The sequence below is a fragment of the Mycobacterium helveticum genome, from assembly GCF_007714205.1.
GTDB classification, from domain to species: Bacteria; Actinomycetota; Actinomycetes; order Mycobacteriales; family Mycobacteriaceae; genus Mycobacterium; species Mycobacterium helveticum.
The window spans coordinates 17,086-30,938 of the sequence record NZ_VMQU01000065.1; the positions used below are offsets into that span (position 1 = coordinate 17,086).

Sequence of the window (13,853 nt, forward strand, 5' to 3'; positions counted from 1 at the left end):
AGGGGCTAGCGCAGCTGCTCGGTCGGCACCCCGTAGCGTTCCTGGTAGGCGCTGACCCGGGCGCGCACCTCGCCGGCGTCCAGACCGGTGTCGGTCCACGTGTAGCGGCCGCGCCCGCCGTCCGAGAGATGGGAGGCCAGGAAGTCACGCATCCTGCGCTCGGCGGCGGGCTGCAGTTCCCGGTCCAGGCGCCGATAGATGTCTTTGATGGTGTTCCACGGGTCCTTGACGAAATCGGTGTACTGGACGTCGATCACGCGGTCGGCAGGTATCACGCCGACGTCACGCAACGCCATCTCGCGGTCCAGGCCGACGACGATCTCCTCGTAGGATTGGGCCGCGCATTCGGCGATGTCCGATTCGTCGCTGCACATCCGGCGCAGGTGGTGGGTGAGCGCGGCGATCGACGAGATGACGTTGAGCGGGTCGCGGTGGGTCTGCACGATCAACGCGTCGGGGTATTCGGCGAACAGCTTGTCGAGCTGCCACAGGTGCGCCGGCGACTTGAGCAACCACTGACCCGGAACCCCGGAGTGGAGATGCTGCAGGAAGATTCGGTGATAGCGATAGGCGCGGGCGTGGTCCGCCTCGTGCAGGAGCCAGCGGTAGTAGTCCGGCAGCCGGTACTGCACCGAATAGATCATGCTGGTGAACTCGCCGGCGGTGATGCGGACGCACTCCTGCCCGACGAGGGCGCCCATCGGATGAAACGAAAGAAAGCCCGGCATGATCTGCTCGGAGAGGTCGATGCCGGCCTGGGCCTGCGCGATGCGCGGATCGTCGTGGTAGGTCGCGGGCCGCGGGACCGGGCAGGGTTCGTCGACCTCCCAGGTCAACGGCGCCCGCAGGTTCGGGTCCTGGGCGAGCAGGTCGTAGAGGATGGTGGTTCCGGTGCGGGGCTGCCCGACGACGAATATCGGCGAGGCGATCTGCTCGCCGGCGATCTCGGGATGCTCTTTGCGCCAGGCGATCACGCCGAGGCGGTTGCGCAGGGCGCGCATGAGGTCGAGATGGGCGATCTCGGCGCCGATGTCGGACAGGCGTGCGTCGTTGACCAGCCCGTCGGTGACGCGCTCCAGCCCGGCTTGCCAGCCTTCGGGACCGCAGTCGTCGGTGCCGGCCTCCTCGCAGGCGGCGGCGATGAGCCGTTCCGGGGAGAATCGCTCCTGCAGTGTCATGCGCGGTCCTGCCGTCGGCGCACCGAAACGTTGACCTCCGGCGGGCTGGGATTGTCCAGCCAGCGCAGGACCACGAACCCGCGGTGCCGGCCGCCGGTGTCGAGCCAGTGGCCGAAACCGAGGTCCTGGGCGGAGATCGCGATGCGCACCCGCCCGTCGGCGCCCGGGGACACCCCGCGGTTGGTCACCGAGCTGTGCCGGCTGCGGGGTTCGGCGCACTCGTGCCAGATGTTCTCCACGGTGACGTTCCAGTACCGCGTGCCGGGCGGGGCGACGTCGAGCACGAGCGCCTCGTCGGGCCCGAGCCGGAAGGTCCCCATCATGTACAGGTTGTCGGGGGTGGTGTCGGCCGCGCCCAGGTCGGCGGCCTGGGCCGTCAGCAGCGCGTTGGGGTTGTCCAGAAGTTCGGGCTTGATGGTGCGGTGCAGCGTCGCGAGCTTCATCAGCGACCATGCCATCGCGGTCAACTGTTCGCACAACTCGTCGTCGGTCAGCGGGGCCGGCGGCCGCGGGTCCAGCGGCTCGATCCGCAGACCGGCGAGTCGTTCGCCGGCCCGATCGGCGATGTACTCGCGGACGACCACCGACGACGCGTCGTCGGGGATCTTCACCCACTGGGCGCCGTTGAGCTCGGCGGGCTCGTCCGCCGAGAGCACGAGCGCGAATTCGCCTGCGGCCAAGATTAAGTCGCGGTCGCTGACGTAATTGGCCATCCGCCGGGGGGTGAGCCCGGTGCCGGCGAGGATCTGCAGCCCGAGGTAGGCGCTGGTGCCGCGGGAACCGCTGATCCGGTAGCGCCGGTCGCCGCGGATCATCGCGAGGTAGTAGTTGCCGTCGGGATTGGGACCGCCCACCAGCCGGTTGTCCGAGCACATGTCGAAAAACGCCGGCCGTTCGGCGTCGGCCTCGACGGTGATCTGCGAGCACAGCGACGACACGCGGGCAAGCATCCGCAGCCCTTCGAGTAGTTCGCGTTCGGACTCGGCGTCCTCGGTCACGACCGTGGTGACGTCGGCGAGCATCTGCTGGAAGAACTGCCACGCGGCCGGGCTTTGAGACATCGTCTCATGGTAAGACTATGTATCAACCCTGAGGTGTATCAACCCTGAGGTGTATCAACCCTGAAGTGTCGAATCGCGCGAATGGGGTGGGGCCGATGTCTGCCGTGCCGTCGCCGGCCGAACGGAGGCGCACCGCGATGCGGGAGCGCATCGCGGCCACCGCGGCGGAGCTGGTGGCCGGCCGTGGTTTGGCGGGAACGACGGTGGACCACATCGCCGGGGCGGCCGACATCGGCCGGGCAACCTTTTTCCGCTACTTCAACTCGAAGGAAGACGCCGTGGCCGAGGGTATGAACGCCCACTGGCTGAACCGGATCACCGCCGCCCTGGCCGCCCAGCCGGCGCAGCTGGGCGCCGCCGAGGCGGTCGTCGGCGCGTTCGGCGAACTCGCCCGGGGGTTCGCCGACATCGAGGCGCAGGTCCGCGAATTGGCCATGCTCACGCGGTCATCCGAGACCCTGGATGCCTGGACGCTGCACGTCTACGTGCGCTACGAGCGGGCGATCGCCGAGCTGGTCGCGCCGCGAATACCCCTGTTGGAGCCCCAGGACCCCCGCCCGCGCCTGATCGGGGCGCTGGCCATGGCGACGGTGCGCATCGCCCTCGACGACTGGTTGCGCCACGGCGGATCGCTGCCGGACCGGGTGGGTCAGGGGCTGGCAGCGATCGCCCTCGGACAGTCCCGGTCCCACGACCGGCCGAGGCGAGCGGATTGAGGACCAATGCCCCTGCCCCGGCGCTGGGAATACCGATATGTTGGTTTTTGCCTGCATAATTCACGGTCACAACCGTGACGCGATCGCCAACACCGAGTGGCCGTAGAGCCACATAACAAGGAGTCCTCGTGTCCTCTGAGCCCATGGCAGGCCAAGTGGCGGGTACCCCGCCCAGCCCGCGGGCACCGATCGGGGCCGACATGACGCGGCGCATGGCCGGCCTGCTCGATCAGGTCGACGGCCTGCTCAAAAGCCTGTCGGACGCCGAGAAGTCGTGGCGGAACTGGCTATCTGCTGTTGCCCCTCAGCATCAGTCGAGCGCCCGAAACCTGGTGCATTACTGGGCAATCCGACAATCGGATCTGCGAGAACTGCAAACGGGCCTGGCGGTATTCGGGCTTTCGTCGCTGGGCCGCAGCGAATCACACGTTCAGGCCACTCTCGCGGCGGTCCGCTCCGCGGGCGCGGCGATACTCGGTGGCCCCTGGCAGCCGCCCGCACCGTCGGCGGTGCCGATCGACGCGGGGCCGAGGATCTTGCGGCAACACGCCGTCGAATTGCTGGGGCCCCGGCGCACCCACCGCCTGGCGCGCATCATGGTCACGCTGCCCTCGGAGGCCGCCACCGACCCGGACTTGGTGCGCGGATTCGTGCAGCGGGGCATGAACATCGCACGGATCAACTGCGCCCACGACGACGAACAAGCCTGGCGGGCGATGGCGCGCAATGTCCGGGACGCGGCCACCCGAGCGGGCACCGCCTGCCGGGTGGCGATGGACCTGGCGGGGCCGAAGCTGCGCACCGGTCCGCTGGAACCGGGGCCGCGCGTGGTCAGACTACGTCCCCGACGAGACGCCCTCGGTCGGGTCGTCGCCCCGGCGCGGGCGTGGCTCACCTCGGCCGAGGAACCGACGGGCCCGCCGGAACCCCGCATGGCATCGGTGCCGGTGCCGCGGCAGTGGCTGAGCAACCGCACCGCCGGGGACGTCCTGACTTTGCGGGACGCCCGCGGGTCCGCGCGTGAACTGGTGCTGGAGGCCGGTGCGGCGGGCGGATTCGTGATGACCGCGGGCAAGACGACCTACTGTCAAACCGGAACGGTGCTGCAGGCCCGCCGCGGTGGGGAGGCGACCGAAATCGGGCTATTGCCCGCGACGGAGCAGAATCTGGTGCTGCACCGCGGCGACCTGCTGTGGCTGACGCGCGACTGTTCCCCGGCGCCGGTCGACCGCGGCAACGGGGTTCCACGCATCGGGTGCACGCTGCCCGAGGCGTTCGACCACGCCCGCGCCGGCGACGCGATCCTCTTCGACGACGGCAAGATCGGTGGACGCGTCGAGTCGGTCGAACGCGACGCGCTGAGAGTGCGCATCGACTTTCCCGAGCAGGGACCGGCACGGCTGAAAGCCGGCAAGGGTATCAACATGCCCGACACCGACCTGCCGATATCGGCGCTCACCGACCGTGACGTCGCGGACCTGCCAGCCGTGGTGGAGCTGGCCGACCTGGTCGAAATGTCCTTCGTACGCACGGCATCCGATGTCGAGAAGCTCCTCGACGAGCTCGACCGTCTGCACGCGGACAACCTGGGCGTCGTCGTGAAGATCGAAACGCTACAGGCCTTCGAGCACCTGCCGCAGCTGCTGCTCACGGCGATGCGCCGGCCCCGGGCCGGGGTGATGATCGCTCGCGGGGATCTGGCAGTGGAGTGCGGCTACGAGCGGATGGGGGAGTTGCAGGAGGAGATCCTGTGGCTGTGTGAGGCCGCGCACCTGCCGGTGATCTGGGCGACGCAGGTACTCGAGCAGCTGGCCAAGACGGGGCGCCCCTCCCGCGCCGAAATCAGCGACGCGGTGCTGAGCGAGCGCGCCGAATGCGTGATGCTGAACAAGGGCCCGTTCCTCGACGACGCCGTCACCGTGCTCGACAACATCATGCGGCGAATGGCGGAGCACTACTACAAGAAGAACGCATTGATGCGTCCGCTACGGTCGTGGTCGGTGTCCGCGCCCTAGTGCGTCGACGAGGAGGCGCGGGGCGGCGCGGACCGCATCACACGTCGTCGAACGGCAGGATCGTGACGACGGTACAGTCGCGGTGGCAGGTTGTCCGGCGGCGCGGTTCGCAGCGGGGGCGGCGGGCGCAACGGCGCCCAGGGGCATCGCCACAGCCGGTGCGCACCAGGGAGTCTGCCCGCCGGCCCGCCCACCGCGCCGCGGGGCGGGCCCGGCACCACCGTTGACACTGTGACGGCCATCATTGTCTACTGGTCACTGCCGGCGGCGGGGGCGAGGAGTGTGGCAGTGATCAAGGACGATCTGATCCTGATCAGCGTGGACGACCACATCGCCGAACCCGCCGACATGTTCGACGCCCACGTCCCGGCCAAATACAAGGACCTCGCGCCGCGGGTGGTCACCGAGTCCGACGGCATCCAGCAGTGGTACTACGGCGAGGTGCGCGGCCGGAACATGGGCCTGAACGCCCTGGCGGGCAAACCCGCGAGATGTACAACGTCGACGAGCGGATCCGCGACATGAACGCCGGTGGCCAGTTGGAGGGCGTGAATTTTCGCAATTTCGCATCCTGCCGCTGTCCGACGTCACCGAGGCGGCCAGGGAGGTGAAACGACTGGCTGGCAGGGGCTGCCACGCGGTGACGTTCTCGGAGAAGCCGGAAGTGTTGCAGATGACCAGCATTCACGCCGACTTCGCCGGCATCAAGTTCTCGCCCACCGAGGGCGACGTCGGCTGGATGCCGTTCTGGACGCAGGCGAAGGTCCCGCCCGGCTACGTCGGGCCCGCCGACGTGTTCCTGCGCCACCTCTACACCTGCTTCATCAGCGACAGGGTCGGCGTGCACAACATGGACTCGTTCTACGAGGATATGCTGTGCTGGGAGTCCGACTTCCCCACTCCGACAGCAACTGGCCGTTCGCGCCCGAGGACGTGGCGGCGACCATGGGCCACCTTGACCGCGCGGTCATCGACAAGATCACCCACCGAAACGCTATGGCAGCCTACTCTTTCGATCCGTTCCGGCACATCCCGAAGGAGCGGGTGCGGGCCGGGTACCTGCGCGCCCAGGCCGCCGACGTCGACGTCGTCACCCACGTCGGGCACCGGGCCGCCCAGTGGGACCGCGACGCCTGGTCGCGCATGACCCGGTTCGCGTTGCGGGCGCAGGGAGCGGCCCCGGTCACGGCCGAAGCGGTCGGAATCGCGGGACGCGCTACCACCCTGGGCAATTGAGCGTGGCAGCCCGGGCGCCGTTCGGGGACTGGCGCGTGCTGGAGTTCGCCAACGGCATTGCGGCCGCGTACTGCGGCAAGATGTTCGCCGACGCCGGCGCCGACGTCGTCAAAATTGAACGTGTCCAAGGTGATTCGCTGCGCGGCTGGTCAGCCGGCGGGCCCGCCGGGGCGCTGTTCGACTACCTCGCGGCCGGGAAGCGCTCGGTCGTCCGCCGCGACGATGCGGAGATCACCGCGCTGCTGGCCGGTGCCGACATCGTGGTCACGGACCTGACCGACGGGTGGACGCTCGACGACATCACCGCGCACACCGGCCCGGCGGCGGTGGTGGCGGCCGTGACGCCGTTCGGGACGACCGGCCCCTACGTCGACGACCAGGTTCTCGCCAACGAGTTCATCCTGCAGGCGCTGTGCGGCTCGATCGCCGGACGCGGCTGGCCGGGCGATGAGCCCGTCCAGGCGGGCGGGCGACTCGGCGAGTGGCTGGCCGGCACGTTCGCCGCGGCGGTGGCCGCGGCGACGGCGCGGCACGCGTCGCGCAGCGGACGCGGTGAGGTCGTCGACGTCTCGACCTACGAGGCGATGGCCATCGCGATGGGTGGGCTGTCCGCCATGTCGGCCAGCGTGCTGGGCGCGGATTCGCTGCTGCACCAACGCAGTCTGGAGCTGCCGTCGATCGTGCCCACGGCCGACGGCCTGGTCGGCTTCTGTACCATCACCGCCCAGCAGTTCCAGGACTTTCTGGTGATGATCGAGCGCGCCGACCTGGTCGACGACGCCGACCTGGCGTCGTTCGCCGGCCGCGCCGAGCGCCGCGACGAGTTCCTGGCCATGGTCACCCGATGGACCCGGGCCCGCACCACCGCGGAGATCGTCGACATCGCGGTCGCGTTCCGGATACCGGTGGCCCCCATCGGCACGCCGGAGATGCTGCTGAAGATCGACCACTTCGTCGAGCGTGGCGTCTTCGTCGAGTCGGCTGCCGGTTTCCTGCAGCCGCGGGTGCCGTATCGCAGCGATGCGATGGCGACGATGCCGCCCCGGCGCCCGCCGCGGCTCGGTGCCGACAACGGCGGCGTGCACTGGCCGCCGCGTCCCGCGCGGCCCACCGGTGCCGACTCACTTCCCCTGGCTGACATACGCGTGGCCGACTTCACCGCGTTCTGGGCGGGGCCGGTCGCCACGCAGCTGCTCGGCGCGCTCGGCGCCGACGTGATCAAAGTCGAGGGCGTGCGCCGGCCCGACGGGCTGAGGTTCGCCGCCGGCCGCCCACCCACCTGGGACCGGTGGTGGGAGTGGGGGCCGGTGTTCCTGTGCAGCAACAACAACAAGCGCGGGGTCAGCGTGGAACTCAGCACGGACGCCGGCCGGGCCACCGCCCTGGACCTCGTCGCCGCCAGCGATCTGGTCATCGAGAACTTCTCGCCGCGGGTGATGGCGAACCTCGGCCTGGAGTGGGAGGCCGTGACCGCCGCCAACCCGCGCGCCATCATGGTGCGCATGCCGGCCTTCGGTCTGGACGGCCCGTGGCGCGACCGCGTCGGCTTCGCGCAGACGATGGAGCAGGCGACCGGAATGGCGTGGATCACCGGACATGCCGACGGCCCACCGGTGATCCCCCGCGGTGTCTGTGACCCGATCGCGGGGCTGCACGCCGCGTTCGCCGCCGTGGCGGCGCTGACCCTCCGCGACCGCGACGGGACCGGCCTGCACGTCGAGTCCACCATGGTGGAGGCCGCGCTCAACGTGGCCGCCGAGCTGATCGTGGAATACTCGCGCAACGGAATCGAGCTGCGCCGCAACGGGAACCGCGGGTCGGGGGCGCGCCCGCAGGGGCTGTACCGCTGCCGGGGGGACGACGAGTGGGTCGCGATCGCCGCCCTGGACGACGCCGCTCGCGCGTCGCTGGCGCGGCTGGTCGGCCCGCGCGACGCCGGACCCGAGGAGGCCGACACGCTCGTCGCGGACTGGGCGGGTCGCCGCTCGGCGGCCGAGGCGGTCGACGCGCTGCGCGCCGGCGGGGTGGCCGCGGCGCGCGTGACACCGGCCGCGGAGCTGCTCGCCGACCCGCAGTTGCTCGCCCGGGGATTCTGGGAAACGGTCGAGCACCCCGTCGCCGGCACCTTCCTGTGCACCGGGATGCCGTTCGCGTTCCTCGGCAGGCCGCGCCGCTGGATCCGGCGGGTGCCGCCGCTGTACGGCCAGCACACCGCCGAGGTGCTCAAAGGCGTGCTGGGACGCGACGACGACGATCTGGCCGCGCTGCGGGAGGCCGGGGCCACCAGCGCGCGGCCGGCGGGCCTGTGACATGGCCGTCCCCCTGTGCGCGGCGCCGCGCGCCGGCGAGCTGTGCGCACCGGTGCGGTTCCTGCTGCGCGGCGACTCCCTGATGGAACTGACGGCGCGGCCGGTGGACGTGCGAATCGACGTGCTGCCGGCCGGCGCTGAGCACGCCGACGCGCGCACCCGCAAGATCGGCACCAGCGCGCGCCATGGACGGCACTACGACGTCGTCGGCACCTACCTCGGCGTCGTCGCGGACGAAAACTGAAGGGCGACAAACCTTGCGAGGGAACACATGAGAACCCCCACCGCGGCGATCGTCGGAGTGCACAACACCCGGCAGGGCCGGCGACTCGACGCCGAGACATCCCGCAGCCTGGCGCTGATGGCCATCCGGGGCGCGCTCGACGACGCCGGCCTGGGTCTGGACGACGTGGACGGGATCAGCGCGGGACCGCTGTCCACCGCACTCAGCTACGACCTGCGCCTCGGCCCGGCCTGGCAGGGGCTCGGGTTCGGGGTCGGCATGATCACCGAGGCGGCCGCCGCCATCGAGCACGGCATGGCCGACGTGGTCGTGCTCGTCGCCGCGCAGGCCGGCGAATACCGCGACCACGAGGCCACCGCGCCGTGGACGCGGCCCGAGAACGAATTCGTGGCGCCGTGGGGGATGTTCACCACCGCCGAGTTCGCGCTGATCGCCCGGCGCCACATGCATGTCTACGGCACGACGCGCGAACAACTCTCGATCGTGGCGGCGACCATCCGCAACAACGGGTCCCGCAACCCCGAGGCCGTCTACTACCGGCGGGGGCCGTTCACGCCCGGGGACATCACCGCCTCGCGGCCGATCGCCGACCCGTTCCATCTCCTCGACTGCGCCACCACCTCCGAGGGCGGCTGTGCGCTCGTCGTGGCCAATCTCGACAAGAGCGACACCGCAAGCCAACCGGTCTACGTGCTGGGCAGCGGCGCGGACTTCCACGGCCCGTCCTACCAGCACCCGCCGGCATGGGATCTCGCCGGGCGGCGCGGCGACCACGTGAACGGCGTCGTGGGCAGGCGTGCTGCAGAGCGTGCGTTCGGCCACGCCGGGCTGCGCCGCGACGATGTCGACGTGCTCGAGCTCTACGACCCGTTCTCGTTCGAGATCATCCGCCAGCTGGAGGCTTTCGGCTTCTGCGGCGAGGGCGAGGGCGGGCCGTTCGTCGCCGACGGCCGCATCGCCATCGACGGCAGCCATCCGATCACGACCGACGGAGGCACCATGTCCTTCAGCCACGCCGGCTCCAATCCGCAGATGATGCAGCGCGCCGTGCGCGCCGTGCAACAGCTCCGCGGCCGGGCGGGCGACCTCCAGGTTCCCGACGCCCATATCGCGCTGTGCAGCAACGGCGGAGCGGGAGCTTTGTTCACCACCGTGCTGATCCTGGGAGACGAACCGCGTTGAACACCATGCAACCGCAAACCGGGCCCGTCCCGCACGCCAGCAGCCCGCTCAGCGTCCCTTTCTGGGACGGCTGCCGGTCGCGGGAGTTGCGCTACCAGCGCTGCGAGGGCTGCGGCGTCGCGAACTTCCCGCCGACCGAGCACTGCCGCCACTGCCTGTCCGGCGACCTCAGCTGGCAGCGCAGCGCCGGTCGCGGCGAGATCTACAGCTGGACGGTGGTGCACCGGCCGGTGACCGCGGAGTTCGCACCGCCCTACGCGCCGGCCATCGTCACGCTGGACGAGGGCTACCAGATGCTGACCAACATCGTGGGGGTGGCTCCGGAGGACGTGGCGGTCGGCATGCGGGTCCGGGTCGAATTCCATGCCGTCGGAACCGATGTCGTGCTGCCCTATTTCACCAGCCGGGAATAGGCGCGCGGTGAGCCCCGCCCGCACCAGCAACGGCCTGGCCGTGACCGCCCGCCTCGTCCCCGGGGGCCCCGGCGGCCAACGACGAGCAACTCCGCCGCCGGGCACCGCGGGCCTGGTGCTCGTGGCGTGAGGCGAGCTGCCGTCCAATGCGTTTGGTACGCGACGGGATTTGTTGGAATCGGTCCATGTCCTGCGCGGTCGGTGGATCAGCGGCTCGCGACGCCGGGGGAGACGCTGCGGTAGGCGGTGCCGCGCGGTTCGCGCTCCCAGAGCGTCTCGCCCTCGCCGATCCGGGTGCCTTCGGTGATCAGCTGGCGTTTGAGCACCTTGTGGGTGGCGGTGCTGGGCAGGTCGGCGGCGATGCGGACGTAGCGCGGGCGGGCCTTGGGGGACAGGTCGGGTTGGGCGTCGAGGAACGCCGCGAACGAATCCGGGTCGAGGGTGTGGCCCGCGTTGAGCACGACCGCGGCCATCACCTGGTCGCCGACGCGCCCGTCCGGGACGGCGTACACCGCCACGCGGTTGATCGCGCCGTGCCGCAACAGGATCCGCTCGATCGGTGCCGCGGTCAGGTTCTCGCCGTCCACCCGCATCCAGTCGGCGGTGCGGCCGGCCAGGTAGATCCAGCCGTCGGCGTCCCGGTAGGCGAGGTCGCCGGACCAGTACATGCCGTGGCGCATGCGCTCGGCGTTGGCGTCGGGGTCGTTGTAGTAGCCGGTGAAGAAACCCGAACCGGTCGTGTTGACCAATTCCCCCACCGCCTCGTCGGCGTTGACCAGCGCCCCGTCGGCGTCGAACCGCGCGACCGCGCACTCGGTGACGGTGTCGCTGTGGTAGACCGCCACCCCCTCGGCCCCCCGGCCGATCGAGCCCTTGGGCGTGCCGGGTTCGCGGATCACCATGACGGCGTTCTCGGTGGAGCCGAAGCCGTCCTCGACCTGGACGCCGAAGCGGCGTGCGAACTCCTCGATGTCCTTGTCGTTGGCCTCGTTACCGAAGGCGACCCGCAGCGGGTTGTCGGCGTCGTCGTCGCGCTCCGGGGTGGCCAGGATGTAGGCGAGGGGCTTGCCCACGTAGTTCATGTACGTCGCGCCGTAGCGGCGGACGTCGTCGAGGAAGCTGCTCGCCGAGAACTTCGCCGGCACGATCGCCGCGCCGGAGACCACCGCGGGAGCCCAGCCCGCGACGACCGCGTTGGAGTGGAACAGCGGCATGGACACATAGCAGGTGTCCCGCTCGGTCAGGGCGAAGCGCTGCGCCAGGTTGAGGCCGGCGAAGGTGGCCATCAGGTGGGACACCTGCACGGCCTTCGGGCTTCCGCTCGTGCCGGAGGTGAAGATCATCATGAACGGGTCCATCGCGCTGACCTGCCGGTGGGGGACGAGTTCCCCGGCGCCCGCGACGAACTCGGCCCACTGCGGTGTCGAGGTGTCCAGGACCCGCGTTCCCTGGAGGTCCAGGCCGTCGAGCAGCGGCCGGTGCTCGGCGTCGGTCACGACGAACTGGCAGTGTGCGCGCCGGATGTCGGCGGCCAGCGCCTCGCCGCGCCGGGTGGTGTTCAGGCCGCACAGCACATAGCCGCCCAGCCCGGCCGCCGCCATCTGGCTGAGCATCTCGGGGTTGTTGCCCAGCAGCGCCCCGACGTGCAGCGGCCGCTGCGGGTCGGCGGCGGCGATCAGGGCCGCCGCGCGGGCCGCCGACTCCGTCAGGTACCGGCCCCAATCCCATTGCAGATCAGTGTGTTTGACGGCGATCGCCGTGTCCGACCTACGCTTGCGCAGCAGCGCCTGAATCGTGTCCTCGGGCATCGGGGCACCTACTCAACGTTTACGAGACGAGACGGTCCGTCTTATAGTAGCGGGCGCTGCGGCGCCCTATCCGCCCACCATCATCAGCCCGCCGTCGACGGCGAGCAGCTGTCCGGTGATGAAGTCCGAGCCGGATCCGGCCAGAAAGACCAGGATGGGGCCGACGTCGCGCGCGGGATCCCCCAGCGCCCCGCCGAGCGGGATCATCATCTGCATCTGCTGGTCGATGAGCGCGCCGGCCTCGGGGCCCAGGAAGTCCCGCAACCGCTCGGCGCCGGCCGTCTGCACCGCCGGCGCCAACGCGTTGACGGTGACCTTGTCGGAGGCCCAGGCTTTGGCGGCCGACCGCGTCCACGCCTGCACGGCCCCCTTGGTCGCGGCGTAGACGGCCGAGATCGGGCTGCCCATTACGGCTTCCGACGACCCGAAGTTGATGATCTTGCCGCCCTTGGGATCCTGGTCCTTCATCACCGTGTAGGCGGCCTGGTTGGTCAGGATGGTCGCCTTGACGTTGGTGTCCAGCAGGGACGAGATCTCCTCGACCCCGATGTATCCCGGTATCCCGGGCCGCCACCGCCCGGCGGCGTTCACCAGCACGTCGAGCCCGCCGAGGTGTTCGGCCGCCCGCTGCACCGCCGCCGAGACCCCCGCGGGGTCGCGGGCATCGCAGTGCAGCCAGGTGGCCGCGAGGCCGTCGGGCGGCGGTGTCCGGTGGTAGGTGGCGGCGACCTCGGCACCCGCCCGGGTGAGGGCTCGGACCGCGGCCGCGCCGATGCCGGTGGCCGCGCCGGTGACCAGGATCCGCCGGCCGTGCAGTGGTGTCCCATCTGACCCTGATTTTTCAGCCGGCTTGTGATGATCTTGTTTTCGGTGGTCTGGTTGGTGGTGACTGCGCGCTGATGGGGGTTGGAAGCTGTTGGGTGATAGCGTAATTCGGTTTGGGCGGCGGCTGCGGCGGTGCGGTGACCGGTTTTAGGCGTGACTGATCGCGCTGTGGCGGTTCGGGGTTGCAGATGCGGTGCGAGGTGACGTTGACGGGCGGTTGGCGGGCGTCAACCGAAAGCCGGTAACGCCCGGATGTGTCGCAACGCGGTCCGAAACGCTTCGACGTGGGGGTAGGCAGCGCCAAAACGCAGGTGCAGGCGTCGGCCGTGACGCACCAGCCGGGCGGCGACGTTGAAAAAGGCCAGGCGCAGCCGTTTGCCTCGGGCTCGGCGCACTGCGCGGGGCAGTGCCAGGGTGCGCAGCCACAGCCCGATGTTGTGGGCCAGGGCGGCCGCGTGCCAGTACAGCCAATTGCCGAAGAACGACTGCACCGGGGCGTGGATCATCCCGAAGTCGTTTTTGAGTGCCCGGATGGTGTCTTCGGGGATACCCCCGCGCAGCCGGTGGTGTGCCTCGACCTCGGCCGCGCTCATCCGATCGCCCTCGACGTTGGTGATTATCGCGTGCAGCCGCCACCCGTCCAAGTCATCAAGGGCGAGCTGATCGCCGGGCTGTTTGGGCTGGCGGCGCACGATCAACCGCAGTGTGCGACCCAGCAGATCGACGGTGGTCTCGGCGATCTGGCTGCCCTTGTCGGTCTCGGCGCCGGCCGCCGGGACCCACACAGTATCGGGGTCGAGCGCCAGCGCGCCGATCAGCGCCACGACCGGCTTGTACTGCTTGGCGGTGACCGAGAAGTCCGCGTT

At 70.2% G+C, this 13,853-nt stretch carries 13 protein-coding genes; 8 read left to right on the plus strand and 5 right to left on the minus strand.

Annotation, left to right across the window (positions count from 1 at the left end):
• Positions 1–5: 5 nt before the first annotated feature.
• Positions 6–1,178: a sulfotransferase family protein gene (locus tag FPZ47_RS15790; protein WP_144952593.1), complete on the minus strand. Its 1,173-nt coding sequence runs from the start codon at positions 1,176–1,178 to the stop codon at positions 6–8.
• Complete coding sequence (locus FPZ47_RS15795; RefSeq protein ID WP_246133443.1) at positions 1,175–2,239, minus strand: DUF1214 domain-containing protein; 1,065 nt, start codon at positions 2,237–2,239, stop codon at positions 1,175–1,177. Before FPZ47_RS15795 ends, FPZ47_RS15790 begins: the two co-directional genes overlap by 4 nt.
• A gap of 95 nt (positions 2,240–2,334) precedes the next feature.
• On the opposite strand from FPZ47_RS15795, the gene FPZ47_RS15800 reads away from it, so the two are divergent.
• The 8 genes from FPZ47_RS15800 (at position 2,335) to FPZ47_RS15830 (ending at position 10,354) form a co-directional block, all read left to right on the plus strand.
• Positions 2,335–2,955: a TetR family transcriptional regulator gene (locus tag FPZ47_RS15800; protein ID WP_144952595.1), complete on the plus strand. Its 621-nt coding sequence runs from the start codon at positions 2,335–2,337 to the stop codon at positions 2,953–2,955.
• Between the two features lie 200 nt (positions 2,956–3,155).
• On the plus strand, positions 3,156–4,970 hold the full coding sequence (locus FPZ47_RS15805; RefSeq protein ID WP_144952610.1) for a pyruvate kinase: 1,815 nt from the start codon (positions 3,156–3,158) through the stop codon (positions 4,968–4,970).
• 231 nt (positions 4,971–5,201) lie between these two features.
• Entirely contained in the window at positions 5,202–5,495 is a 294-nt protein-coding gene (locus tag FPZ47_RS30435) for a hypothetical protein (RefSeq protein ID WP_342781074.1), read from the plus strand.
• Positions 5,496–5,846: 351 nt separating this feature from the next.
• Positions 5,847–6,206, plus strand: coding sequence for a hypothetical protein (locus FPZ47_RS30440; protein WP_342781075.1), 360 nt, complete (start codon positions 5,847–5,849; stop codon positions 6,204–6,206).
• A gap of 2 nt (positions 6,207–6,208) precedes the next feature.
• Positions 6,209–8,515, plus strand: coding sequence for a CaiB/BaiF CoA-transferase family protein (locus FPZ47_RS15815; RefSeq protein WP_144952612.1), 2,307 nt, complete (start codon positions 6,209–6,211; stop codon positions 8,513–8,515).
• Position 8,516: 1 nt separating this feature from the next.
• Positions 8,517–8,759 carry a hypothetical protein gene (locus FPZ47_RS15820; RefSeq protein WP_144952596.1) on the plus strand — a complete coding sequence of 81 codons (243 nt, stop codon included), beginning with the start codon at positions 8,517–8,519 and terminating at the stop codon, positions 8,757–8,759.
• A gap of 27 nt (positions 8,760–8,786) precedes the next feature.
• Positions 8,787–9,941, plus strand: coding sequence for a thiolase family protein (locus FPZ47_RS15825; RefSeq protein ID WP_144952598.1), 1,155 nt, complete (start codon positions 8,787–8,789; stop codon positions 9,939–9,941).
• 5 nt (positions 9,942–9,946) lie between these two features.
• Positions 9,947–10,354 (plus strand): Zn-ribbon domain-containing OB-fold protein, encoded by a 408-nt coding sequence (locus FPZ47_RS15830; RefSeq protein ID WP_144952600.1) that lies wholly within the window; start codon positions 9,947–9,949, stop codon positions 10,352–10,354.
• A gap of 206 nt (positions 10,355–10,560) precedes the next feature.
• On the opposite strand, the gene fadD1 is transcribed toward FPZ47_RS15830, so the two are convergent.
• From fadD1 to FPZ47_RS15845, 3 genes are all read right to left on the minus strand, one after another.
• A complete protein-coding gene (fadD1, locus tag FPZ47_RS15835) occupies positions 10,561–12,162 on the minus strand; it encodes a fatty-acid--CoA ligase FadD1 (RefSeq protein ID WP_144952602.1) in 1,602 nt (533 codons plus the stop codon).
• Between the two features lie 66 nt (positions 12,163–12,228).
• The gene (locus FPZ47_RS15840; protein ID WP_144952603.1) at positions 12,229–12,978 is read right to left on the minus strand and encodes an SDR family NAD(P)-dependent oxidoreductase; all 750 of its coding nucleotides are present in this window, start codon (positions 12,976–12,978) and stop codon (positions 12,229–12,231) included.
• Positions 12,979–13,214: 236 nt separating this feature from the next.
• Positions 13,215–13,853: transposase (locus FPZ47_RS15845; protein ID WP_145039497.1), on the minus strand; the 639-nt coding region annotated here is incomplete at its 5' end.